This window comes from Streptomyces sp. NPDC003042 (assembly GCF_053591315.1).
Genome location: NZ_JBSFTP010000010.1, coordinates 93,687 through 116,576, shown reverse-complemented (window position 1 = coordinate 116,576; position 22,890 = coordinate 93,687). Strand labels below are relative to the sequence as shown.

At 73.4% G+C, this 22,890-nt stretch carries 21 protein-coding genes; 13 read left to right on the top strand and 8 right to left on the bottom strand.

The window, feature by feature from the left end; translation table 11 throughout:
- Positions 1 to 50: 50 nt before the first annotated feature.
- Both ACWDYJ_RS08600 and ACWDYJ_RS08595 read left to right on the top strand, forming a co-directional pair.
- Positions 51 to 1,391 carry a glycosyltransferase family 39 protein gene (locus ACWDYJ_RS08600; RefSeq protein WP_451564746.1) on the top strand — a complete coding sequence of 447 codons (1,341 nt, stop codon included), beginning with the start codon at positions 51 to 53 and terminating at the stop codon, positions 1,389 to 1,391.
- A 158-nt stretch (positions 1,392 to 1,549) separates the two neighbouring features.
- Positions 1,550 to 2,449, top strand: a complete 900-nt coding sequence (locus tag ACWDYJ_RS08595; protein WP_451564745.1) for a sulfurtransferase — start codon at positions 1,550 to 1,552, stop codon at positions 2,447 to 2,449.
- Positions 2,450 to 2,537: 88 nt separating this feature from the next.
- Here ACWDYJ_RS08595 and ACWDYJ_RS08590 read toward each other — a convergent pair whose 3' ends face one another.
- Complete coding sequence (locus ACWDYJ_RS08590; protein WP_451564744.1) at positions 2,538 to 2,843, bottom strand: hypothetical protein; 306 nt, start codon at positions 2,841 to 2,843, stop codon at positions 2,538 to 2,540.
- 281 nt (positions 2,844 to 3,124) lie between these two features.
- On the opposite strand from ACWDYJ_RS08590, the gene lon reads away from it, so the two are divergent.
- Complete coding sequence (gene lon, locus ACWDYJ_RS08585; protein WP_451564743.1) at positions 3,125 to 5,524, top strand: endopeptidase La; 2,400 nt, start codon at positions 3,125 to 3,127, stop codon at positions 5,522 to 5,524.
- Between the two features lie 154 nt (positions 5,525 to 5,678).
- Positions 5,679 to 6,119: a MarR family winged helix-turn-helix transcriptional regulator gene (locus ACWDYJ_RS08580; protein ID WP_451564742.1), complete on the top strand. Its 441-nt coding sequence runs from the start codon at positions 5,679 to 5,681 to the stop codon at positions 6,117 to 6,119.
- Between the two features lie 24 nt (positions 6,120 to 6,143).
- Here the strand turns inward: ACWDYJ_RS08580 and ACWDYJ_RS08575 are convergent, their stop codons facing one another.
- Positions 6,144 to 6,917: a protein phosphatase 2C domain-containing protein gene (locus ACWDYJ_RS08575; RefSeq protein ID WP_451564741.1), complete on the bottom strand. Its 774-nt coding sequence runs from the start codon at positions 6,915 to 6,917 to the stop codon at positions 6,144 to 6,146.
- Positions 6,918 to 7,285: 368 nt separating this feature from the next.
- Between ACWDYJ_RS08575 and ACWDYJ_RS08570 the strand changes: the two genes are divergently transcribed.
- Genes ACWDYJ_RS08570 through ACWDYJ_RS08550 form a run of 5 tightly spaced genes read left to right on the top strand, consistent with a single transcriptional unit; the run spans position 7,286 to position 13,153 of the window.
- On the top strand, positions 7,286 to 10,363 hold the full coding sequence (locus tag ACWDYJ_RS08570; protein ID WP_451564740.1) for a nitrate- and nitrite sensing domain-containing protein: 3,078 nt from the start codon (positions 7,286 to 7,288) through the stop codon (positions 10,361 to 10,363).
- Positions 10,360 to 10,863: a roadblock/LC7 domain-containing protein gene (locus ACWDYJ_RS08565; protein ID WP_451564739.1), complete on the top strand. Its 504-nt coding sequence runs from the start codon at positions 10,360 to 10,362 to the stop codon at positions 10,861 to 10,863. The genes ACWDYJ_RS08570 and ACWDYJ_RS08565 overlap by 4 nt, the downstream gene beginning before the upstream one ends.
- Positions 10,860 to 11,243: a DUF742 domain-containing protein gene (locus ACWDYJ_RS08560; protein ID WP_451564738.1), complete on the top strand. Its 384-nt coding sequence runs from the start codon at positions 10,860 to 10,862 to the stop codon at positions 11,241 to 11,243. The genes ACWDYJ_RS08565 and ACWDYJ_RS08560 overlap by 4 nt, the downstream gene beginning before the upstream one ends.
- 7 nt (positions 11,244 to 11,250) lie before the next feature.
- Positions 11,251 to 11,862 carry a GTP-binding protein gene (locus ACWDYJ_RS08555; RefSeq protein WP_451564737.1) on the top strand — a complete coding sequence of 204 codons (612 nt, stop codon included), beginning with the start codon at positions 11,251 to 11,253 and terminating at the stop codon, positions 11,860 to 11,862.
- A 37-nt stretch (positions 11,863 to 11,899) separates the two neighbouring features.
- Positions 11,900 to 13,153: a styrene monooxygenase/indole monooxygenase family protein gene (locus ACWDYJ_RS08550; RefSeq protein WP_451564736.1), complete on the top strand. Its 1,254-nt coding sequence runs from the start codon at positions 11,900 to 11,902 to the stop codon at positions 13,151 to 13,153.
- Here the strand turns inward: ACWDYJ_RS08550 and ACWDYJ_RS08545 are convergent.
- The 3 genes from ACWDYJ_RS08545 to ACWDYJ_RS08535 form a co-directional block, all read right to left on the bottom strand.
- Complete coding sequence (locus ACWDYJ_RS08545) at positions 13,111 to 14,238, bottom strand: NlpC/P60 family protein (RefSeq protein WP_451564735.1); 1,128 nt, start codon at positions 14,236 to 14,238, stop codon at positions 13,111 to 13,113. The genes ACWDYJ_RS08550 and ACWDYJ_RS08545 overlap by 43 nt on opposite strands.
- A 462-nt stretch (positions 14,239 to 14,700) precedes the next feature.
- Positions 14,701 to 15,066: a hypothetical protein gene (locus ACWDYJ_RS08540; RefSeq protein ID WP_451564734.1), complete on the bottom strand. Its 366-nt coding sequence runs from the start codon at positions 15,064 to 15,066 to the stop codon at positions 14,701 to 14,703.
- Positions 15,066 to 15,458: a DUF6325 family protein gene (locus ACWDYJ_RS08535; RefSeq protein ID WP_451564733.1), complete on the bottom strand. Its 393-nt coding sequence runs from the start codon at positions 15,456 to 15,458 to the stop codon at positions 15,066 to 15,068. Before ACWDYJ_RS08535 ends, ACWDYJ_RS08540 begins: the two co-directional genes overlap by 1 nt.
- A 120-nt stretch (positions 15,459 to 15,578) precedes the next feature.
- Between ACWDYJ_RS08535 and ACWDYJ_RS08530 the strand changes: the two genes are divergently transcribed.
- Both ACWDYJ_RS08530 and ACWDYJ_RS08525 read left to right on the top strand, forming a co-directional pair.
- Positions 15,579 to 16,955, top strand: a complete 1,377-nt coding sequence (locus ACWDYJ_RS08530) for an FtsW/RodA/SpoVE family cell cycle protein (protein ID WP_451564732.1) — start codon at positions 15,579 to 15,581, stop codon at positions 16,953 to 16,955.
- Entirely contained in the window at positions 16,952 to 18,412 is a 1,461-nt protein-coding gene (locus ACWDYJ_RS08525) for a penicillin-binding transpeptidase domain-containing protein (RefSeq protein ID WP_451564731.1), read from the top strand. Before ACWDYJ_RS08530 ends, ACWDYJ_RS08525 begins: the two co-directional genes overlap by 4 nt.
- A gap of 23 nt (positions 18,413 to 18,435) precedes the next feature.
- Here the strand turns inward: ACWDYJ_RS08525 and ACWDYJ_RS08520 are convergent, their stop codons facing one another.
- Positions 18,436 to 19,206 (bottom strand): hypothetical protein, encoded by a 771-nt coding sequence (locus tag ACWDYJ_RS08520; RefSeq protein WP_451564730.1) that lies wholly within the window; start codon positions 19,204 to 19,206, stop codon positions 18,436 to 18,438.
- A gap of 134 nt (positions 19,207 to 19,340) precedes the next feature.
- Positions 19,341 to 20,447 (bottom strand): ferritin-like domain-containing protein, encoded by a 1,107-nt coding sequence (locus ACWDYJ_RS08515; protein ID WP_451564729.1) that lies wholly within the window; start codon positions 20,445 to 20,447, stop codon positions 19,341 to 19,343.
- A 168-nt stretch (positions 20,448 to 20,615) separates the two neighbouring features.
- On the opposite strand from ACWDYJ_RS08515, the gene ACWDYJ_RS08510 reads away from it, so the two are divergent.
- Both ACWDYJ_RS08510 and ACWDYJ_RS08505 read left to right on the top strand, forming a co-directional pair.
- Positions 20,616 to 21,545: an AurF N-oxygenase family protein gene (locus ACWDYJ_RS08510; RefSeq protein ID WP_451564728.1), complete on the top strand. Its 930-nt coding sequence runs from the start codon at positions 20,616 to 20,618 to the stop codon at positions 21,543 to 21,545.
- 188 nt (positions 21,546 to 21,733) lie between these two features.
- On the top strand, positions 21,734 to 22,000 hold the full coding sequence (locus ACWDYJ_RS08505; RefSeq protein WP_451564727.1) for a hypothetical protein: 267 nt from the start codon (positions 21,734 to 21,736) through the stop codon (positions 21,998 to 22,000).
- Positions 22,001 to 22,116: 116 nt separating this feature from the next.
- Here the strand turns inward: ACWDYJ_RS08505 and ACWDYJ_RS08500 are convergent, their stop codons facing one another.
- Positions 22,117 to 22,752 carry a hypothetical protein gene (locus ACWDYJ_RS08500; protein ID WP_451564726.1) on the bottom strand — a complete coding sequence of 212 codons (636 nt, stop codon included), beginning with the start codon at positions 22,750 to 22,752 and terminating at the stop codon, positions 22,117 to 22,119.
- Positions 22,753 to 22,890 lie beyond the last annotated feature (138 nt).

The following is a 22,890-nucleotide window of genomic DNA, read 5'->3' as shown; positions in this document are numbered from 1 at the left end:
CGTTCGAACAGCACCCGGAGGCCGACATCAGCCGCATCGCCCCCTGGCGCGTGGTGCCCCCGCTCCTCGCCACCGTCCTCGGCCTCTGGGCTCTGGAACGCGGCCCCGGCGGCGGCAGCATGTGGCGCGACGAATCCGTCACCTGGCAGGTCGCCCACCGCCCGCTCGGCGGTCTGTGGGAGCTGCTCGGGCAGGTCGACGCCGTGCACGGCCTCTACTACCTGCTGACGCACGCGGTGTTCGGCCTGTGGGACGGCGGGCTGTGGGCGCTGCGCCTGCCCTCCGTCGCCGCCACGGCCCTCGCCGCCGCCGGAGTGGCCGCGCTCGCCCACCGGTTGGTGGGCCCTCCGAGGTCGCAACGCGCCGCGCTGATCGCCGGATCCGCCTACGCCGTGCTGCCGCCCGTGCAGATGTACGCGCAGGAGGGCCGCTCGTACGCCCTGGTCGCCGCGGCCGTCGTCTGGGCGACGTACCTGATGCTGCGCGAGCGGTGGGCCGCGTACGCGCTGGTGCTGCTGCTCGGCTGCTGGCTGCACGAGTTCGCCGTACTGGCCCTGCTCGCGCACGCCCCCGCCGCCCGGCGCGCCCGCGGCTGGCGGTGGAGCGCCGGGGCGGTCGTGGCCGGGGTGTTGCCGCTGGCTCTGGTGAGCGCGCGGCAGGCGCAGCAGCAGCTGGGGTGGCTGGGGCGGCCGGGCTGGCAGGACTGGGTGGCGTACGCGGTGCTGGTGGGCGCGGTGCTGCTGCTGGCCCGCGCGGCCGGGGCGCGGGACCTCGTAAGGGTCGCCGTGCCGCTCGCGCTGCTGCCGCCCGGGCTGCTGATGGCGGTGTCGCTCGTCCACCCCTGGTACGTCGACCGGTACGTCCTGTACGCGCTGGCCGGGCTCGCGCTGCTCGCGGGGGCGCGGCTCGCGGAGGCGCGGAGGTGGTGGCCGTGGGTGCTGGTGGCCGTGCTGCTCGCGCCGTTCGGGTACTGGTCGGTGTGGCTGCGGACCCCGGACAGCCGCAAGGACGACGTGCTCGCCGTGGCCGCCGCCGTGCGGGAGCGGGCCCGGCCGGGGGACGCGGTGCTGTTCATGCCGTCCCGGCGGCGGGAGTGGCTGCTGTCCTCGCCCGAGGTCTACGGGGGCCTGCGCGACGTGGCCCTGGACCGCTCCCCGGCGGCTTCGCGCAGCCTCCAGGGCACCGAGCGGGAACCGGACGCGATCCGGCGGTCCCTGGCCGCCTCCCCCCGGGTGATCGCCCTGCTGGACCCGGCCGGACAGCCCCTGGACCCGTACCCGCGCGAGGCGGCCAAGCGGGAGGCGCTGGCCGAGGGCTTCGAGCTGTGCGGGGCCGCCGAGGTGCGGGGCGCCCGGGTCGCGGTGTACGCGAGGCCGGGCGGCTGCGGGTAGCCCCGGCGGTGAGGGTCGAACCGGCCTGGTGACGGGCCGGTTGCACGGCCGGCCGGACCGCGCAGGAGGATGGGGCGACCCGCGTCGCACAGTCGGCGGGCCGCCGCCGCCGGGCACCCCGGGCGGCAGCGGCCCGCCGAGCCCTCCGGAGGTGCCCGATGACCACACCCGACCCCGCGTTCGACGACTCCGCGCCCCCCGGCACGGGGTCGCTGCCCGTTCCGCTGCCCGGTCCGCTCGTGGACGCCGCGTGGCTGGCCCGGCGCCTCGGTTCGCCCGGCCTGGTCCTCTTCGACGCCTCCGTCGGCGCCCACCGGGGCTCAGGCCGCCGGATCCCGGGCGCCCGGCCCTTCGACCTCGACGGCGCCCTGTCCGACCACGGCGCCGACGCCCCCCACACCATGCCCGGCGCCGCCGAGTTCACCGAGGCCGTGCGCGGCCTCGGCGTCGACGAGGACAGCACCGTCGTCGTCTACGACGGCGCCGGCATCTACTCCAGCGCCCGCGCCTGGTGGATGCTGCGCGCGATGGGCTTCGACCGGGCCGCCGTCCTGGACGGCGGGCTGCCCGCCTGGACCGCCGCCGCACTGCCCGTCGAGGCCGCCGCACCCGCGTACGAGGGCCCGCGCGGCTCCTTCACCGCCCGGCCGCGCGCCGGGCTGCTCGTGGACAGCGCCGCGGTCTCGGCCGCCCTGGCCGACCCGGCCGCGGCCGTCCTCGACGCCCGCACCCGCGGTCGCTTCGAGGGCACCGCCCCGGAACCCCGCCCGGGTTTGCGCGGCGGCCACATGCCGGGCGCGCTGAACCTGCCGTTCGGCGACCTCCAGCAGCCCGACGGCCGGATGCGCCCGATGGGCGAACTCCGCCAGGTGTTCGAGGCGTTGACCGGCGGCCGGGAGCGGCTCCGCTTCAGCTGCGGGTCCGGGGTGACGGCCTGCGTGCTGGCGCTCGGCGCCGACCTCGCCGGGTACACGGACCTCGCGGTGTACGACGGCTCCTGGAGCGAATGGGGCATGCCTTCGGCGCTGCGCCCGGTGGAGACGGGCACCGGGGGCTGACCCCGGGGCGGCGGGGCCGGACCGCCCGAGGCCGGCGTCCGTACGACGAACGCGACGTACGCCGGCGGGTTCGTCGCGCGACGCGGCGTCAGGCGCCGCCCCCACTCACACCCGGGGCGACGAAGCGCCTGTGCAGGGGGAAGAACTTCGGCTCGGGGTCGCTCTGCACGCCCAGTTCCCCCTTGAGCACGGGGGCGATCCTGGAGGCGATGAACCGGTTGAAGTGGTCCTCCGACTCCCAGATGTCCAGCACGTTGAGGCCGTTGGAGACGAACCACGCGGCGTGCAGCACGCACCCGTCCGGAGCGTCCTCTTCCCAGCGCACCCTCTGGCGCACCGTGTCGTAGACATCGGGTGTGATCTCGGGCCAGGAAAAGGTCATCACGACTGCCATGGAGGTTCCCCTCGGTCGCCTGGAGGCCCGCGCCCGGGTGGCACGGGTCCGCGCACGCCGACGCTAAGCGGCCCACCCCACCCCCGCACGCCCGGACGTCCATCCGTGATGCCGCCCGTTCGCGCCGGCAGCTGGTCGCGGACCTGCCGACGACCCCCCGGCCGGGCCTAAAAGCCCTGCTGGAAACGCTGTTCGCCCCCGGCGAACGCGTGGTGGGGAACATTGGGCGGCGCAGGTGCATTGAGTCGGCATAGCTCAACTTCGCTGCCGGAGGGAAGATCATGGCTTCGACGTCCGTAACACTCACCCTGCCCGTATTGCCGCTCGACGACGAGGTCGTGCTGCCCGGGATGGTCGTTCCGCTGGATCTGTCCGACGCCGACGTGCGCGCCGCCGTGGAGGCCGCGCAGGCCGCGGCGGGTGGCAGCGCGAAGCCCCGGGTGCTGCTCGTGCCGCGGGTCGACGGGAAGTACGCCGGCACGGGGGTGCTCGGGACCGTCGAGCAGGTCGGGCGGCTGTCCGACGGGGATCCCGGGGCGCTCATCCGGGGGCGCGGCCGCGTCCGTATCGGGGCCGGGACCACCGGGCCCGGGGCCGCGCTGTGGGTGGAGGGCGAGACCGTGGAGGAGAGCGTGCCCGATCCGCTCCCCGGGGCGGTCACCGAGCTGGTCACCGAGTACAAGGCGCTCGCCACCAGCTGGCTCAAGAAGCGCGGGGCCTGGCAGGTCGTCGACCGCGTCCAGCAGATCGAGGGCGTGTCCGCGCTCGCCGACAACTCCGGGTACTCGCCGTTCCTCAGCGTCGCCCAGAAGGTGGAGCTGCTGGAGACCAGCGACCCCGTCGCCCGCCTCAGGCTCGCCGTCCGGTGGCTCAGCGAGCACCTCGCCGAGCAGGATGTCGCCGAGTCCATCGCCAAGGACGTCCAGGACGGCGTGGACAAGCAGCAGCGGGAGTTCCTGCTGCGCAGGCAGCTGGAAGCGGTGCGCAAGGAACTCCGCGAGATCAACGGGGAGGAGGACGGCGAGGAGTCCGACGACTACCGGGCCCGCGTCGAGGCGGCCGATCTGCCCGAGAAGGTACGGGACGCCGCCCTCAAGGAAGTCGACAAGCTGGAACGGGCCAGTGACCAGAGCCCGGAAGGATCCTGGATCCGCACCTGGCTGGACACGGTGCTCGAACTGCCCTGGAACGAGCGGACCGAGGACGCCTACGACATCCGCGGCGCCCGCGCGGTCCTGGACGCCGAGCACGCCGGCCTGAGCGACGTGAAGGACCGCATCACCGAGTACCTCGCCGTCCGCAAGCGGCGCGACGAGCGCGGCATGGGTGTCATCGGCGGGCGGCGGGGCGGGGCCGTGCTCGCCCTGGTCGGGCCGCCGGGTGTCGGCAAGACCTCCCTCGGCGAGAGCGTCGCGCACGCCATGGGGCGGAAGTTCGTACGGGTCGCGCTGGGCGGCGTACGGGACGAGGCGGAGATCCGCGGCCACCGGCGTACGTACGTCGGAGCGTTGCCGGGCCGGATCGTGCGCGCCATCAAGGAGGCCGGGTCCATGAACCCGGTCGTGCTCCTCGACGAGATCGACAAGGTGGGCTCCGACTTCCGGGGCGACCCGGCCGCGGCCCTGCTGGAGGTCCTGGACCCGGCACAGAACCACACCTTCCGGGACCACTACCTGGAGGTGGAACTGGACCTGAGCGACGTGGTCTTCCTGGCCACCGCCAACGTGCTGGAGGCCATCCCGGAGGCGCTGGCCGACCGGATGGAGCTCGTCCGCCTCGACGGGTACACCGAGGACGAGAAGGTGGTCATCGCACGCGACCACCTGCTGCCGCGTCAGCTGGAGCGGGCCGGGCTCGGCTCCGACGAGGTGGTCCTGGAGGAGGACGCCCTGCGCAAGCTGGCGGGCGAGTACACCCGCGAGGCGGGCGTGCGCACCCTGGAGCGTTCCCTCGCCCGGCTGCTGCGCAAGGTGGCCGCGCAGCACGAGCTGGGGGAGCGGGAGCTGCCCCTGCGCGTCGGCGCCGACGACCTGCGGGCGCTCATCGGACGCCCGCACCACGTCCCGGAGTCCGCGCAGGACCCCGCCGAGCGGCGCACGGCCGTGCCCGGGGTGGCCACCGGCCTCGCCGTCACCGGGGCGGGCGGTGACGTGCTGTTCGTGGAGGCCTCGCTGGCCGACCCGGAGACGGGCGCCGCCGGGCTCACGCTCACCGGCCAGCTGGGCGACGTCATGAAGGAGTCGGCGCAGATCGCGCTGAGCTTCCTGCGCTCGCACGGCGCAGAGCTGGAGCTCCCGGTCGCCGACCTCAAGGACCGGGGCGTGCACATCCACTTCCCGGCGGGCGCGGTGCCCAAGGACGGCCCCAGCGCCGGCATCACCATGACGACGGCGCTCGCCTCGCTGCTGTCCGGGCGGCAGGTCCGCACGGACGTGGCGATGACCGGCGAGGTCTCGCTGACCGGACGGGTGCTGCCGATCGGCGGGGTCAAGCAGAAGCTCCTGGCCGCGCACCGGGCGGGCCTGACCACCGTGATCATCCCGAAGCGGAACGAGGCCGACCTGGACGACGTCCCGGCGGAGGTGCTGGAGGGGCTGGAGGTGCACCCGGTGACGGATGTGCGCCAGGTCCTGGAGCTCGCCCTCGCCCCGGCGGTGGTGTCGTTCAGCAAGGCCGCCTGACCGGCCGCGACGCCCGGTCGAGTTGCCCCGCCGAGTTGCCCCGCCGAGCCGCCCGGGTCCGGAGCTCCGGCGGGGCCCCGGGCGGCCGGCGTACGGGCTGCGAAATACTGGAGGCTCGTACAGGGGTGTCACACACCACCGATGGGAGCCGGACGTGCACGCGAGTGAAGACCAGGAGTTCCTTGCCCTGGAGCGGGAACTGTCCGTCTTCCTCCGGCGTGCCCGCGCCTCCTCCGGAGAGATGGCGCGTGCCCTGCACCCCGAGCTGGAGGCCGCCGCGTACGGGCTCCTCGTCCGGCTGGAGGCCGCAGGCCGCCAGCGGGCCACCGAGCTCGCCGCCTACTTCGGCGTCGGCAAGGCCACCATGAGCCGGCAGCTGCGGGCGCTGGAGGTGCTGGGCCTGGTGGCCCGCGAGCCGGACCCCGCCGACGGCCGCGCCTTCCTGGTCGGCCTCACGGAGGAGGGCCGGACCCGCTTCCTGAAGGTACGGGGGGCCCGGCGCGAGCAGTACATGCGCAAGCTGGCCGACTGGGACCGCGGCGAAGTGGCGGAACTGGCCCGGCTGCTGCACCAGTTGAACTCCGGCGAGGAGTAACCCCGAACCCTGCCGACTCCCCCGTTACAGCTCCGCGTAAACCGCCGACGCGTCGTCGTGGCGTTTGTACGGGGCCGACGGGCGCATCGGATCGGACTCGATGGCGCGGACCCGGCCGATCAGCCCCTCCGCGCCCTCCTTGCGCAGCACGTCCAGGCAGGCCGCCCAGTCGCCCTCCCCGAACGTGTCCGTCCACCGGCTCGCCCCGTCCGTGAGCGCCGCCACCGCCCGGACCTCCCCGCGCGGGGTGCGCCCGGTGACCGCCCGGGCCGCCACCGCCGGGTCGGCGGCCGCCGTGAAGAAGCCGCCGTCGGCGTTGCGCAGCGCGTCGGTGGCCGCCACCGAGCCGAGCACCTCGCGGGGGATCAGGTCCAGCCGGTCGTCGAGCACCGCCGAGACCTCTCCGCCGGCCGCCCGGAGGAGCAGTACGGAGTCCGAGAGCACCAGGTGCTCCACGTACTCCTCGTCCCAGCGCACCATGACGACCGTCGCCTGCGGAGTCCGTACGTGAGAAAGGTCACAGCTGTCGCGGTGTGCGTCGGCCGTGTCACCGATGGCCCGCGCCAGGATCCGGTCCAGGGGCATGTCCCGCCGCGATCCGGACAGTTCGGTCAATCGACCACCCAGCCGGGTCGAGAACCAGGGCACGCCGTGCACACAGCCGTCCCCGCCGCGCGGTGGAGTGACCCCGTCGAGGAGGACCAGGACGCCGCCGCCCGATGCGGGTATCGCGGCCGACGCCCAGTCCTCGTTGGGGCGTTCCGGACTTCCGGCGGCCGAGGCCAGGTCGATGCGCATGGGGACATTCTCCCCGGCGGCGCCCTCACGCGCGGGAAAGTCCGTACCAATGCGGCGAGGTGCGCGCCGCCCGGCCCCGCGAAGGCCCGCGGGAAATGGTGGGCGGGCATACTGCCAAAGCCCGGCTCGATCTTTCAACCACCCGTCCACGAGGGCGCTCTGACAGCGGAGGGCCGAGTTGGTCGGCCACTCCTCCGTGATGTTCACTCGTTCGAGTGGCCAGGTGGGCGTTGCGCGGCTCTCTTCCCATCACACTGCAATGGTCTGTGGCGGTACGAGGGAGCAGGAGGCGTTTACTTGTTGACCGGCCGTTACCTCGGCCACACGAGTAGACGAGCACGAGCACACGTACAGGATTGCGAGCACCGGTGCAGAAGAAGCGGTCTCGGAAGAACGGCACCGCCAGCGCCGACGGACCCGCCGAAGCAGGACGGCGCGTCCGCGTCCGCCGCAGGCTGGTGGTCGGTGTAGCGGTCGCCGGACTCACCGTCCTCGCGGCCGGCGCCCCCGCCGTCGTCTCCGCCACGAGGGAACTGAACGACTCCCAGCGCCTGGTCACCCTCGCGCAACAGACACAGCACACCCTCACCCTCGCCCACCTCCTCGGCGACGAGCGCGACGCCGTCATCGAGTACGTGGCCAAGGGGCGCCCCGGCGCCGCCAGAGGACCCGTCGACGAGCGCATCCTGCGCACCGACCGGCAGATCTCCGAGGTCAGCGCGGAGGCCGACGAGGAACTCGGCCAGGCCCTCGCCCGGGTCGCGGCCGTCCGCACCGAGGCGATCGGCGGCAAGGGCAGCGCCCTCGCCGCCCACCAGGCCTACGCGGGCGTCATCGCCGAAGTCCTCGCGCCGGGCGACCGGCTCGTCGAACTCACCCCGCCGCGCGCGGAGGCGGCCCTGGCCACCACCCGCCCGCTGGCCCCGCTCGGCCAGGCCGTGGAACAGGCCTCGGCCACCCGTGGACTGCTGCTCGCCGCGCTGGCCGTCCCCCGCGGCGAGCAGCTCCCCAACTCGGCGGTCGCGGACGAACTCACCACCGCCTCCCAGCGTTCCCGCGTACGGGAGCAGGCCGCCCTCGACGCCTTCGGGCGGACCGCGCGGCCCGACGTACGGCAGACCCTCGCCGTCACCGTCACCGGCCCCGAGGTCAAGACCGCCGACGACTACCTCAAGCGGCTCACCGACCGGCCCACGCTGACCCCGGCCGACCGCAAGGTCGACGCGGGCGCCGTCGGCGCCGCCCTCACCGCCCGCATCGACCGCATGCGGTCGGTGGAGTCCACCCTCGCCGGCCAGCGCGCCACCGCCCTGGCATCCCTGCGCGACGACGACGTGACCCGGCTGGAGCTGATGGTCGCCGGACTCGGCGTGCTGTTCCTCTTCGTCGTCGGCTTCTCGACCGCGATCGCCCGCTCCCTGACCCGGCCGCTGTCGGTGCTGCGCCGGGGCGCGGAACGCCTCGCGACCCCCGAGGGCTCGGTGGAGCCGGTGCGCTTCACGGGCCGCAACGACGAGTTCGCCGAGGTCGTGCGCCACCTGAACGCGGTGCGGGACCAGACGGTCTCCCTGCACACCCGGATCGCCGGGCTCGACGCCGACCGGCGCCGCCTCATCGGCCGCAACGAGGCCCTCTCCACGGGCCGCGACGCGCTGGAGGCGAAGCTCAAGGAGCTGCGGGCCGGGCTCGAAGAGCACCGCCGCGTCATGTCGACCACCTCCGTCTCGCTGTCGCTGCGGACCCTCGGCCTGGTCGAGCGGCAGCTCGGCGTCATCGAGGAGCTGGAGTCCAAGGAAGGCGACCCGGACCGGCTCGCGACCCTGTTCAAACTGGACCACCTGGCGACGGTCATGCGCCGCCACAACGAGAACCTGCTGGTCCTGGCCGGGCAGGAGCACGGCCACGGCCAGAGCCTGCCGGTGCCGCTGGTCGACGTCCTGCGGGCCGCCGTCAGCGAGATCGAACGCTACGAGCGGGTCGACCTGGCAGCGCTGCCCTCGTCCACGCAGATCGCCGGGCACGCCGCCGACGACATCTCGCACCTGCTGGCGGAACTGCTGGAGAACGCCACGACCTTCTCGCCGCCGGACGCCAAGGTGAAGGTGTCGGGATGGCTCCAGGACTCCGGTGACGTGGTGCTGTCCGTCCTGGACCAGGGCATCGGGGTCACCGCCGACCGGCTGGCCTCGCTGAACGCCCGGCTGTCCACCCCGGACGCGTACGACGAGGAGCCGGAAGCCGAACACGGCCTGGGCCTCGGGCTGTACGTCGCCGGACGGCTCGCCGCCCGCCACGGCGTGAGCGCCGAGCTGCGCGCCGCCCGGCACGGCGGGACGGAGGCGCTGGTCATCGTCCCGGCGTCACTGCTGCCGGCCACCCCGCCGACCTCGCCGGTGCACGCCCTGGCCACGCCGGGCGCGCCCGCGCTGCGGCTGCCCGGAGCGATCGCCGAGGCGAACGAGAACACCCTCCCGCCGCGCTTGCCCTGGCCGGGCGTCGATGCGGCCGGGGCGGCCGAGGACGACGCGCCGGCGTCCGGGGACGCGGCACAGGACACGGCCGAGGCGCAGGGCCCGGAGGCGGAGGCGCTGCCCTCCGCCGACGAGGAACTGCCCGGGGCGGATGCGGCCGTGGCAGAGGAGGCCGACGCGTCGGCCTCCGCCGACGGGGAACAGCCGCACCGGGTGGTCACGCTGTCCGAGGCGTTCGAGGCCTCGGAGCTGCCCCCGGCGGAGCAGGTCTTGACGGTCTCCGCGCCCGGGGCCGGGCCGGCCGAGGTGCCGCCGTCCGCTGACGAGGAACCGGCCACGGCCGTCCCCGAAGCCGACGGGTTCGAGGCCGCGGAGCTGCCCACCGCCGAGCAGGTCTTCACCGTGCCCGTGCCCGCCCCCGCCCCCGCCGCCGAGACGCCGGAGGGGCCCGGTCCCGACGAGGAACTGCTCGCGCGGGTCGTCGCCGACGCCGACGCGGAGGCGTTCAGGGCGCCGGACCCCGCCCCGGGGGATGCCGCCCGGGAACCGGATGCCGCGCAGGTGGCACCCGTACAGGACGACCACGAGCCGGCTCCGCCCGCGCGGAGCGACGCGGACCAGCCCACCCACCGACGGGCCGACGCCGACGAGGACTTCATCCCCCGCCAGGGAAGCCACCCGGATCCCGAGCCCGAGCCCGAGCACGAGTCCGAGCCGCTCACCCACAAGGGCCTCCCCAAGCGCACCCCCCGCGCCACGGAGGTCCCCAGCCGCCCCGCCGAGGTACGCCCCGAGCCGCGCCGGGTGGACGCCGACGAGCTGCGCCGCCGGCTCGGCGGTTTCTACCAGGGCGCCCAGGACGGTCGGCGCGTCGTCGCCGCCGAACTCGCGCAGGACCAGGACCAGGACCAGGGCCAGGGCCAGGGGCGGGCCCAGACCGACCAGGGGGACACCGCACAGGAGGCACGCACATGACCGCGCCCAGTACGTACGGACCGAGCACCCAGGCCCGCAACCTGCAGTGGCTGCTCACCGACCTGGTCGAGGAGGTGCCGGGCGTGAACTCCGTCGCCGTCGTGTCCTCGGACGGCCTCCTGCTGCTCTCCTCCGAGCCGGCAGCGGAATCACCGGCAGGGTCGGAGACAGGGTCGGCGGCACCTGAGGGCCGCCCCAAGGGCCCCCGCGGGGCCTCGGCCGACCTGGCCACCATCGTGTCCGGGCTCGGCAGCCTCACCACCGGCGCCGCCTCCCTCATGGACTGCGGCTCCGTCAAGCAGACCATGGTGGCGATGGAGCACGGCTCCGTGTTCGTCATGGCGATCAGCGACGGATCCCTGCTGGGCGTCCATGCCACGCCCGACTGCGACATGAGTGTCGTCGCCTACCACATGGCGCTGTTCGTCGGCCGCGCCGGCCACGTCCTGACCCCCGAAGTCCGCAGTGAGCTGCGCCAGTCGATGGAGAAAACCCCGTGAGGAGTCCGGCCTCCGACCGGCTGCCGATACGCGGCGCCGACCGCCGCCCCGCCCGCGTACGCCCGTACTCGCTCACGGGCGGCCGCACCCGCTTCACCCAGGTCCTGCTGGTGGAGACGTTCGTCGCCGCCCTCGACGCCGGTCCCGTCACGGTGGCCGACCGCATGCCCGAGATGCCCGCCATCGTCGAGGTGTGCCGCCGCATGCGCACGATCGCCGAGATATCCGCACTGCTGAAACTGCCGCTCGGCGTGGTCCGCGTCCTGGTGAGCGACCTCGCCGAACAGGGCCGCCTCCGCGTCTACGGTACGGGGCACGGCACCGGCCGCCCCGAACGCGCACTGCTCGAAAGGGTGCTCAGTGGCCTTCGCCGTCTCTGACCCGGCCATGCATTTCGGACGCCGCGCCCTGGACGACGAGCCGGTCCAGCCCTGGCAGTACGACCGTTCGCGCGCGCCCGTCGCCGTCAAGGTGCTGGTCGCGGGCGGCTTCGGTGTCGGCAAGACCACCTTCGTGTCCTCCGTCTCCGAGATCGCCCCGCTGCGCACGGAGGCGGTGATGACCCAGGCCGCCGCCCCGACCGACGACCTGACCGGAACCCCGGACAAGAACACCACCACCGTCGCGATGGACTTCGGCCGCGTCACCCTCGACGACGACCTCGTGCTGTACGTGTACGGGACGCCGGGCCAGGAGCGGTTCTGGTTCATGTGGGACGACCTGGTGCGCGGCGCCATCGGCGGCCTGGTGCTGGCCGACACGCGCCGGCTGCGCGACTGCTTCCCGGCCCTGGACTACTTCGAGAGCTGCGGTCTCCCGTACGCCGTCGCCGTCAACCACTTCGAGGGCTCGCGGTCGTACGAGCCGGACGACGTACGCGAGGCGCTCACCATCCCGCCCCACGTCCCCGTCGTGATCATGGACGCGCGGCGGCGGGACACGGTCGTCGAATCCCTGCTGACCCTCGTGGGCCACGCCCTGGACACCACTCCCGAATAGACCCGTACCTACCCGAGACCCGAATCGAGAACGTGAGATGCGCAAGATACTCGTCGTAGGGGCCGGGCAGTCCGGCCTCCAGCTCTCCCTCGGCCTCCAGGCCAAGGGGTACGAGGTCACCCTCATGTCCAACCGGACGGCGGAGGAGATCCGCACCGGACGGGTCATGTCCACGCAAGTCATGTTCGACACGGCGCTCCAGCACGAGCGGGACCTCCAGCTGAACTTCTGGGAGGAGCGGGCCCCGAAGATCCAGGGCCTGGGCGTCTCGGTCGCCGCGCCCGACTCCTCCCGCGCCATCGACTGGCTCGGCCGCCTCAAGGGGTACGCGCAGTCCGTCGACCAGCGCGTGAAGATGGCCGGCTGGCTCGACACCTTCGCGCAGCGCGGCGGGCAGCTCGTCATCCACGGCGCGTCCGTCGCCGACCTGGACTTCTTCTCCCGTACGTACGACCTCGTCCTCGTCGCCGCGGGCAAGGGCGAGCTGGTGTCGATGTTCGAGCGGGACGCGGCGCGTTCCCCGTACGACGCCCCGCAGCGCGCGCTGGCGGTCAGCTACGTGCACGGCCTCGGGCCGCGCCCCGAGCACCCGGAGACGGAAGCGGTCCGCTGCAACCTGGTCCCCGGCGTCGGCGAGCTGTTCGTGATGCCGACCCTGACCACGTCGGGCCGGGCGGACATCCTGTTCTGGGAGGGCGTCCCGGGCGGGCCGCTGGACGTCTTCAACGGGGTGAACGACCCGGCGGAGCACCTGGCGCTGACGCTGGAGCTCATGGAGAAGTTCACGCCGTGGGAGTACGCGCGGGCGACGAAGGCCGAGCTGACGGACGCGGGCGCCACGCTCGCCGGCCGTTACGCGCCGGTGGTCCGCAACCCCGTCGGCCGCCTCCCGGGCGGAGGGCTCGTCCTCGGCGTCGCGGACGTGGTCGTCGCGAACGACCCGATCACGGGCCAGGGTTCGAACGCAGCGGCCAAGTGCGCGGCCTCGTACCTCTCCTCGATCCTGATGCACGGGGACAACCCGTTCGACGAGGCGTGGATGAAGGCGACCTTCGACAAGTACTGGTTCACCTCGGGCAAGCCGGTGACCCAGTGGACGAACGCGATGCTGGGCGTCCCGCCGGAGCACGTGCTGAACCTCATCGGGGCGGCCGGGCAGCTCCAGCCGGTGGCGAATCGCTTCGCCAACGGCTTCGACAACCCGGCCGACTTCGACGCGTACTTCTACGACCCCGAGGACGCGGCGGACTACCTGGCGGAAGTCGCCGCCGGCGCCACCTCGGCCGAGTAACCGGTGTCGTCCCCCGCCGGCTCCGCCTCGGGCAGCGGCGGCGGGGTGAAGGCCGCGAGGGGCTTCCCGTCGGGATCCGGCCGTACCGCCCCCAGCAGCGGATTCGCCGCGATGGGGGAGACCTTGACGGTCGCCCCCGGGCGGGGAGCCTGGATCACCTTGCCCTCGCCGACGTACAACGCCACATGGGTGGCCTTGGGGAAGTAGACCACCAGATCACCGGGCCGCAACTGGTCCAGCGGCACCTTGGGCAGCCGCGCCCACTGCTCCTGGCTGGTCCGGGGGATGGAGCGGCCGGCGTGCTCCCAGGCCTGCGAGGTCAGCCCGGAGCAGTCGAAGGACCCCGGCCCCTCGGCGCCCCAGACGTACGGCTTGCCGATCTGCGCGGCCGCGTACCCGAGGGCCGCGCCGCCCGCCGCGGTCGGAGTGCCCGTACGGGCCGGCAGCCGGCCCGAATCCACCAACTCCCGCTGCGCGTGGGAGGTGTCGGCCGCCTCGCGCGCGCCGAGCTGGGCCAGCTGTTCGGGCGTGAGCGCGGCCAGCAGCCTCTCGACCTCCTTGAGCCGGCCGGTGACCTCCTGCTGATGCCGCTTGCGCTCGGCGGCCAGGGTCTGCTGGGCGTCCAGGGCCTTGCGGGCGGCGGTGGCCAGTACGTCGGCCCGCTGCTCACCCCGCTCCAGCCGGGCCACGACCGCGGCCCGGCGGGCACCCTCGCGGGCGGCGAGCCGACGCTGGTCCAGGGCTCGGCCGGGGTCGCCGGAGAGCAGCATCCGCAGGTACGGGGACAACCCCTGAGCCCCCTGGTACTGCTCCCGCGCCAGCCGCCCGGCGGTGGCCTTCTCGGCCCCGAGGGCGGACCTGGCCTGCCCCAGCTCGGTGGTGAGCCGGCGCTCCTCGCCCTGCCGGGCCTTGAGGGCGACCTCGGTGGCGTTGTAGGCCTCGGTGGCCTCCTCGGCCTTCTGGTACAGCCCTTGGAGCCGGACCAGCAGCTCACCGACGGGCTCGGCGTGCGCGGCGGGCGGGGGCCCCGCGGCGGCGAACACCGTGGCGGCGAGGCAGGCGACGCGAAGCAGTCGTTTTGTCATGTAATCACCTCCGGAGCGGCCGATGCTCCCACGCCCGGTACGACGAATCCCCCACCCGAGTCGGCCACGTCCTGCGGACCACCCATCCGGGCCCCGATTCCCTGGGGCTCCGCCCCAGACCCCGCGCCTCAATCGCCGGCGGGGCTGGAGTGCCCGGGGACGGGGCCGGAGTCTCACCTGGCCGGGGACGGGGACGGGGACGGGGTGGGGTGTTGGCCGGGACGTAAAACGTGATTTGTGGCGTAACCGAGGTCGCGCCACTGGACGGGGTTCAGCGCCATAAATCATGCAGTCCCGGACGACACCCCACCCCGGCACCGGCCCCGGCCCGAACCCCCGCCCGGCCAGGGCAACGGCCCACCCGCACCCCGCCCGGCCAGGGCAACGGCCCACCCGCACCCCGCCCGGCCAGGGCAGAGGCCCCGGCCCCGAACCCCCGCCCGGCCAGGGCAAGGGCAAGGGTCAGCGGCGCAGCAGCAACGCCTTGGCCGCCGCGAACTCCTCCGGCGTCAGCAGCCCCTCCCGGGCCAGGTCGGCCAGCTGGGTCAGCTCCGCCACCACCGTGGAGCCGCCCGGCGGCTCCACCACCGGCCCGGCCTCACGGGCGTAGGCGTACCCCCGCCCCGCCGCCCCCGTGACCCCGGCACCGGCACCGGCCCCGGCCCCGCCCACCTCCGGCCGCACCGCCCACTCCGCCGCCCCCGCGGCCCCCGCGGCCCCGGCCCCGGCCCCGGCGCCCACGGCCCTCCGCAACAGCCCGCGCAGCAACGGTCGCCCCTCCGGCCGCGCCGCCGCCGTCACCGTCACGCCCACCGGTCGGATGAACATCACGCCACCTCCTCGACCCGGTCCGCCGGGATCCGGACCGAGCCCACGATCCGCCCGCCCGCCGCCCGTACGGCGATCGCCGCGTCCTGCGCCCACACGTGCTCGACCACCAGCAGCAGCGCGCAGCTGCCGCGTTCCAGCAGCTCCGCCGCTTCCTCCACGTCCTCCGGCCCGATCAGCCGCGCCACGTCCCGGCCCGCCAGCAGCCCCTGGAGTTCGACGAACTCGTCGAACTCCGCGGCCAGCACCTCGCCCGCCGCCGTCTTCGTCGCGACGAGCCCGTCGATCAGCCGTACCACGCCGGTCTTCCGCAGGCCCATCACGGCCTCGACGGCCGGCACCCGCAGCTGCTCCTCCGGGAAGGCGAGGACGATGAACTCCACAGGTCCCATGCCCCGAGGCCCCTCTCTCCTGACGGCTGTCCTGACGGCTGTCCTGACCGTTTCTGACGACTCTTCGGCACACTATGACATAACCGGACATACTCGCCTCCCCCTTGCTACGTTTCCCCCATGACCGCTCTGACGGCGAAGGTGACGGAGCCCGCTCCGCCCCCGCCCCCCGACGCCCGCGCCCCCAAGCGCCGCGGCGTCGAGCTGACACTCCTCGCCGGCGCGGTCCTGATCTCCGTACTGGGTCACCTCTCCGTCGGCCTCGCGGCCACCGGCCACATCCCCCGCCCCGCCACCCACTACGCCGCCGGCCTGGCCACCGCCGCCCTGCTCGCGCACCTCGCCGTCCGGCTCCGGGCCCCGTACGCCGACCCGCTCCTGCTCCCGATCGCGACCCTGCTCAACGGCCTCGGCCTGGTCCTCATCCAGCGCCTCGACCTCACCACCCCCACCCAGCCCACCGCCGGGGACCAACTCCGCTGGTCCGCACTCGGGGTGACCCTCTTCGTCCTCGTCGTCGCCCTCCTGCGAGACCACCGCGTCCTCCAGAAGTACGCCTACCTCTCGGTCGCCACCGCGCTCGTGCTGATGCTCGTCCCGGTCTTCTTCCCGGCGGTCAACGGCGCCCACATCTGGATCCGGTTCGCCGGGCTGTCCTTCCAGCCCGGGGAGTTCGCCAAGATCCTGCTGGCCCTCTTCTTCGCCGCCTACCTCGCCGCGAACCGCACCGCCCTCGCCCTCACCGGCCGCCGCCTCTTCTGGAAGCTCCGGCTCCTCCCCGGCCGCGTCCTCGGGCCGATCCTCGCCATCTGGCTGCTCAGCGTCGGTGTGCTCGTCCTCGAGCGGGACCTCGGCACCTCGCTCCTCTTCTTCGGCCTCTTCGTGATCATGCTGTTCACGGCCACCGGCCGGATCGGCTGGATCGCGATCGGCCTGCTCCTGGCCGCCCTCGGGGCGTATGCCGTAGGGACCTTCGAACCGCATGTGAACAGCCGCGTGGAGGACTGGCTGAATCCTTTCGCCTCCATCGAGCGGGGCGACGGCCCCGGCCAGCTCGCCCAGTCCCTCTTCGCCTTCGGCGCCGGCGGGCTCCTCGGCGCCGGCCTCGGCCACGGCCAGTCCTTCCTCATCGGCTTCGCCGCGAAGTCGGACTTCGTCCTGGCCACCGCCGGCGAGGAGCTCGGCCTCGTCGGCCTGACCGCGATTCTGCTCCTCTACGGGCTCCTCGTGTCCCGCGGCTTCCGGGCGGGGCTGGCCCTGCGCGACCCCTTCGGGCGGCTCCTCGCCACCGGGCTCGCCTCGATCATCGCCCTCCAGGTGTTCGTCATCGCGGGCGGCGTCACCGGGCTCATCCCGCTCACCGGCATGGCGATGCCCTTCCTGGCCCAGGGCGGCTCCTCCGTCGTCACCAACTGGATCATCGTCGCCCTGCTGGTCCGCCTCAGCGACAGCGCCCGACGCCCCCGCCCCCGCGCCGCCGAGGAGGTAGCCGCGTGATCCGCTACATCCGGTGGTGCGCGTACTTCTGCGCCCTGCTGCTCGTCGCCCTGCTGGTCAACGTCGCCCGCGTGCAGGTCTGGGAGTCCGCCGCGTACGGCGCCAACCCGGCCAACAAGCGCCCCGCCATCGAGCGGTACGCCGAACCGCGCGGCGACATCCTGGTCGACGGCCGGCCGGTCACCGGCTCCCGCGACAGCGGCCAACTGCTGCGCTGGGAGCGCACGTACGAGAACGGCCCGCTCTACGCGCCCGTCACCGGCTACTCCTCCCAGACGTACGGGACCAGCTTCGTCGAGCGCGCCGAGGACGCGATCCTCTCGGGCACCGACCCGGGGCTCTCCGCCTTCCCGCTCTGGTACGACCTCTCCCGCGGCCGTCCCGGCGGCGGGAACGCCGCCACCACGGTGCACGCCGCCATGCAGCGGGCCGCGTACGCCGGACTCGCGGGCAAGCGCGGCGCGGTGGCCGCCGTGGAACCGGCCACCGGCAAGATCCTCGCGCTGGTCAGCAGCCCCTCGTACGACCCGGGTCTGCTTTCCGGTACCGGTACCCGGGTCAAGGAGACCTGGACGAGGCTGAACGCCGACCCGGCCAGGCCGATGCTCAACCGGGCGCTGCGCGAGACCTACCCGCCGGGCTCCACCTTCAAGATCGTGACGGCGGCCGCGGCCCTCGACGCGGGCGTGGTCACCGATGTGGACGCCCCGACCGAGACCCCCGACCCCTACCCGCTGCCCGGAACCAGCACCCTGCTGCCGAACGCGGGCACGGGCTGCCAGGACGCCTCGATGGCGGAGGCGGTGCAGTGGTCCTGCAACACGGTGATGGCGAAGATCGGGGTCCGGGTCGGGCTGCGCGGGATGGTGGCGGCGGCGGGCCGGTTCGGGTTCAACGACGCCGGGCTGCGGGTGCCCTCCTGGGTGTCCCGGTCGAACTTCGACACCGACATGAGCCAGGACCAGCTGGCGCTGTCCTCGATCGGGCAGTTCAACACCAGGGCGACGCCGCTGCAGATGGCGATGGTGGCGGCCGCCGTCGCCAACGGCGGCGAGCTCAAGTCCCCCTACCTGGTGGACCGCACGACCCAGGACGACGGCTCCCCGGTCCGGCGCGGCGACCAGCACACCCTGGGCCGCGCGATGAACCCGGCCACGGCGCTGCGGATGCAGGAGCTGATGGTCAAGGTCGTCGAGGAGGGGACGGGCAAGAACGCGGCCATCCCCGGCGCCCGCGTCGGCGGCAAGACCGGCACGGCCCAGCACGGCGTCGGCAACGCCGGTACCCCGTACGCCTGGTTCATCTCCTGGGCCAGGGCGCAGGGCGCACCCCAGCCGGCGGTCGCGGTGGCGGTGGTCGTGGAGGACGCGACCGCCAAGCGCGGCGACATCAGCGGCAACCTCGCGGCCGCCCCGATCGCCCGTGCGGTGATGAAGGCCGCGCTGTCCACACGCTGACGACCTGGAGCAGGTGCTACGCCTCAGCGCGGCGGCAGCTGGTCGTACGTCTTGAAGGTGTAGGTCGCGGACAGGGTCATCGCGTTCCCCGACGTCGCCGGGAGGCCGAGCCGGTCGTTGACGAGACGCCGCAGCGGGCCGCATCCGTCGGCTGCCGGGGCGGTGAAGAGATCGTCCTTCGCGTCGAATCTGATGACCGGCGGGTTCTTCGAGACCCACTGGGAGCTGCCCACGCGCTGCAGGCGGATCTCCAGGGGGGCGTCGCCGCCGATCACGCAGCCCTGCGGCAGCAAGGGGCTGACGAGGTGATAACGCATGGTGAACAGGCCCAGGCTGCTGCCCACGGAGTAGAAGTCGGACCGGCCGCCGTACTCCGGCCGCAAGGACAGGGAGAGCAGCGGATTCCGGCCGTCCCCGGCGGCGTTGCCGAGGAGGCCGCCGGGAACGGCCGTCGACTCGCTGCGCAGCGCGCCCCAGACCTGCCCCTTGCTTCCGTCGGGCATCGGGCCCTCGGCGTGGGTGATGGTCATCGGCGCGAGTTCGGGGATGTGCCGACTGCCGAGGGTCAATGATCCGGTGGCGGTGAGGACTTCGCATTTCCATCGGGTCGCGTCGACACCGGCCGGGATCTCCGGGCAGTCGCTGAAGTCGTACGAGGGGACGGGAGGCGCCCCGGCAGCGACCGCGGGCACGGCTGCCGCACCGGCGACGGTGGCGGTGAGAGCGGCGGCGACGGCGAACCGCGCCGCCCGGCGGCGTACGGCGGAGGGGAGCTTCTCGGTGGTTGTCTTCATGCCGCTCAGCCTGCCGCCCCACCCACCCCGCCGACCATCGGGTGACCCCTTACCCTGCCCTGGCGCACCCCTGACCTCCCGTCAGGGAACGACCCCGACCGCCGGCCCGCGTGCGGGCCCCCGTCCCTCCCGCCTCACGGCCCGGCGCCCTCCTGGATCGTGGCCTGGACCTCCGCCACCCGCTCCCGTTCCTCGGCGGCGAAGCGTGCGCGGTCGAGGGCCTCGGCGATCTCCTCGTCCTGGCTCATCAGCAGGTCCAGGTTGGAGTCGCCCATGTCGAAGACGCCCATGTCCAGGTACGCCTTCTGGAGCCGTTCGCCCCACAGGCCGATGTCCTTGACGCACGGCACGATCCGGCTGAAGAGGAGCTTGCGGAACAAGTGCAGGAACTCGGACTGCTCGCTGAACGCCTCCGCCTCCCGCTTCGGGATCCCGAAGTTCTCCAGCACCTCCACCCCGCGCAGCCGGTCCCGCATCAGGTAGCAGCCCTCGATCACGAACTCCTCGCGCTCGCGCAGCTCGGCGTCCGTCAGCTGCTTGTAGTAGTCGCGCAGCGCCATCCTCCCGAAGGCCACGTGACGGGCCTCGTCCTGCATCACGTACGCCAGGACCTGCTTCGGCAGCGGCTTGTCGGTCGTGTCGCGGATCATCCCGAAGGCGGCCAGCGCCAGCCCCTCGATCAGCACCTGCATGCCCAGGTACGGCATGTCCCAGCGGGAGTCGCGCAGGGTGTCGCCGAGCAGCCCCTGGAGGCTGTCGTTGACCGGGTAGAGCATCCCGACCTTCTCGTGGAGGAAGCGTCCGAAGATCTCGGCGTGCCGGGCCTCGTCCATGGTCTGGGTGGCGGAGTAGAACTTCGCGTCGAGGTCCGGCACCGACTCCACGATCCGCGCCGCGCACACCATCGCGCCCTGCTCGCCGTGCAGGAACTGGCTGAAGTTCCAGGCCGCGTAGTGCCGGCGCAGCTCGCCCTTGTCCTGGTCGGTGAGCTTGGCCCAGTGCCGCGTCCCGTACAGGGTGAGCGCCTCGTCCGGGGTGCCGAGCGGATCGTACGGGTCCACCTCGGTGTCCCAGTCGATGCGCTTGGCGCCGTCCCATTGCTTGTCCTTGCCCTTCTGGTAGAGCGCGAGGAGCCGTTCGCGGCCGCCGTCGTACTCCCAGCTGAGCCTCGCCGAGCCGGAGGCGGGGATCTGCCAGACGTCCTCGCCCGGTTCCTTGGTGTAGAGCTCGTGCGTCGACACCGACGCCTCCTCGCCTCATGTACTGCCGTACAGGACTGGACACTTGGCAGCGTCACACGCTGGTAGACGTAGGGTCAACAAGTCGTGCGCGAGGGATTGACGGCCTTACTGACAGGTAGTCTTATAAGGGGTGACCGCCGGTAACCCGACCACGAGGTGCCCGAAGCCATGACGACTGTGACGCAGCGAGCGCCCCTGAGCGACGCCCTCGGCCTGCTGAAGGACCGCGAGCAGATCGCCGAGCGGCTCCTCGAATCCTCCGCCAAGCACTCCTTCGACCCCGACAAGGAACTCGACTGGGACGCCCCGGCGGTCGAGGGCAAGTACTTCTGGCCTCCCGAACTGCTCTCCCTCTACGACACCCCGCTGTGGAAGAAGATGGGGGAGGAGCAGCGCATCGAACTCTCCCGCCACGAGGCGGCGGCGCTCGGCTCCCTCGGCATCTGGTTCGAGATCATCCTCATGCAGCTGCTCGTCCGGCACATCTACGACAAGTCGCTGACCAGCAATCACGTCCGCTACGCCCTCACCGAGATCGCCGACGAATGCCGGCACTCGATGATGTTCGCCCGCATGATCCAGAAGAACGGCAGCCCCGAATACCCCGTCTCCCGGGTCAACCACAACCTCGCCCGCATCCTCAAGACGGTCTCCACCACCCCCGGCTCCTTCGCCTGCACCCTCCTCGGCGAGGAAGTACTCGACTGGATGCAGCGCCTCACCTTCCCGGACGAGCGCGTCCAGCCCCTGGTGCGCGGCGTGACCCGGATCCACGTGATCGAGGAGGCCCGGCACGTCCGGTACGCCCGCGAGGAACTGCGCCGCCAGATGGTGACGGCCCCCCGCTGGGAACAGGAACTCACCCGCATCAGCTGCGGCGAGGCGGCCCGCGTCTTCTCCCTGGCCTTCGTGAACCCGACCGTCTACGACAACGTCGGCCTCGACCGCCGCGAAGCCGTCGCCCAGGTCAAGGCCAGCGGCCACCGGCGCGAGGTGATGCAGACCGGCGCCAAGCGGCTCACCGACTTCCTCGACGACATCGGCGTCCTGCGCGGAGTGGGCCGCACCCTGTGGAAGAGCTCCGGACTCCTGGCGTAGGCCCTGGCCGGGCGATTTCTGGAGCATCCCTCCGTAAGGGCTGTGCCGGCCCGCTACCCGGCCTTCGCGGCCACGGACCCGGGGACGGCCGCCGCCGCGCGTGCCGCACTCGCCCCGCGATCGGCGGACGGCCCGCCGTGTGATTCCCGTGGTCTCCGAGGCCGGCCACCTGCTGTGACACTGGTGGGGTGAGAAGCCAACCCACCCCCTTCGAGGGCGGCCCGATGGACGGCCGGGTCCTCCCGATCCTCCTCGGCCCGACCGGCCACCCCCCGAAGTGGTACGAGATCCCGGTCCCGTCCCCGGACGGCGGCCCACCGACGGTCCTGCTCTACGAGCGCGTCCCGTCGGGCTACTCGAAGCGGCTGGGGCTCCAGAAGGGCTGGAAGTACACCTTCTCCCCGTCGGGCCAGAAGCCGAAGCTCCGCTGGCCCTGGACCAAGCCCCAGCCCTGACGGGGGCCCTCGGACTCCCGGCCCCCCTCCGCCACCCGCTCCCGCTCCTCGGCCGCGAAGCGTTCGCGGTCGAGGTCGAGGGGCACCGCGGACCCAGCCGTCAGCCGGTCAGCCGGTCAGCCGTCGGTGCGCCCGCGCCGCAGCATGGCGAAGCCCAGCCCGGCGGCGCCGACGGCCGCGATCCCGCCGCCCGCCGCGAGCAGCAGCATGCCGTCGCCGGGGCCGTCGGCGAGCGTGTTCAGCCGTAGCGCCTCGGCGGTCCCGGCGGCGTCGTCGTTCCCCTCCACAACGGTGCCGGAACCGGAGGCCGTACGCGGCACCGAGGCGGCCACGACGCGCCCGCTGCGCGTACCGGTCTTGCGCCCGTCACCGTCCACCGCGCGGCCGGCCTCGTCCGGGCGGGTGTCGCCGACCCAGGAGGAGAGGCGGCCGTCGGGCCGCAGCGCGGCGTGCAGCTCGCCGGCGCCGCCGAAGCCGGTGGCGCCGTCGCGGCTGGTCAGGGTGGCGACCGTGGAACCGGCGCGCAGGATGTCGGCCTGGTACGCGTCCCCCGCGAGGCGGTACACCTTCGCGGTCGACCGGCCGTCCGCCAGGGAGACGTTCCTGACCAGGGTCCGCTGCGCGGCCGAGGCGGCCGAGGCGGCCGGTACCGCGTCGGCGAGCGCGGCGGAGGCGGGGAGCGCCAGCAGGCCGGCGGCGCATGCGGTCACGACGGCGGCGCGAACGGGGACGCGGCGGCTGACGGTGCTCACGGGAGTCCTTCGATGCTGCTGGTCGGGCCCTGGCGGGTCCAGGTGGGCATCAACGTAGGCCCCGGCCGTTGCGGTACAGCGGTGTTCTTGTAACAGCGAGGCGGCAGGGACCCGGCGGAGTCGTTACATCCGCAGCGC

Bases quoted from the DNA above. Each gene is read 5' to 3' on its own strand.
- ACWDYJ_RS08595 (WP_451564745.1), top strand. From the start codon at position 1,550: ATGACCACACCCGACCCCGCGTTCGACGACTCCGCGCCCCCCGGCACG.
- ACWDYJ_RS08590 (WP_451564744.1), bottom strand. From the start codon at position 2,843: ATGGCAGTCGTGATGACCTTTTCCTGGCCCGAGATCACACCCGATGTC.
- lon (WP_451564743.1), top strand. From the start codon at position 3,125: ATGGCTTCGACGTCCGTAACACTCACCCTGCCCGTATTGCCGCTCGAC.
- ACWDYJ_RS08575 (WP_451564741.1), bottom strand. From the start codon at position 6,917: ATGCGCATCGACCTGGCCTCGGCCGCCGGAAGTCCGGAACGCCCCAAC.
- ACWDYJ_RS08565 (WP_451564739.1), top strand. From the start codon at position 10,360: ATGACCGCGCCCAGTACGTACGGACCGAGCACCCAGGCCCGCAACCTG.
- ACWDYJ_RS08555 (WP_451564737.1), top strand. From the start codon at position 11,251: ATGCATTTCGGACGCCGCGCCCTGGACGACGAGCCGGTCCAGCCCTGG.
- ACWDYJ_RS08550 (WP_451564736.1), top strand. From the start codon at position 11,900: ATGCGCAAGATACTCGTCGTAGGGGCCGGGCAGTCCGGCCTCCAGCTC.
- ACWDYJ_RS08545 (WP_451564735.1), bottom strand. From the start codon at position 14,238: ATGACAAAACGACTGCTTCGCGTCGCCTGCCTCGCCGCCACGGTGTTC.
- ACWDYJ_RS08540 (WP_451564734.1), bottom strand. From the start codon at position 15,066: ATGTTCATCCGACCGGTGGGCGTGACGGTGACGGCGGCGGCGCGGCCG.
- ACWDYJ_RS08535 (WP_451564733.1), bottom strand. From the start codon at position 15,458: ATGGGACCTGTGGAGTTCATCGTCCTCGCCTTCCCGGAGGAGCAGCTG.
- ACWDYJ_RS08530 (WP_451564732.1), top strand. From the start codon at position 15,579: ATGACCGCTCTGACGGCGAAGGTGACGGAGCCCGCTCCGCCCCCGCCC.
- ACWDYJ_RS08520 (WP_451564730.1), bottom strand. From the start codon at position 19,206: ATGAAGACAACCACCGAGAAGCTCCCCTCCGCCGTACGCCGCCGGGCG.
- ACWDYJ_RS08510 (WP_451564728.1), top strand. From the start codon at position 20,616: ATGACGACTGTGACGCAGCGAGCGCCCCTGAGCGACGCCCTCGGCCTG.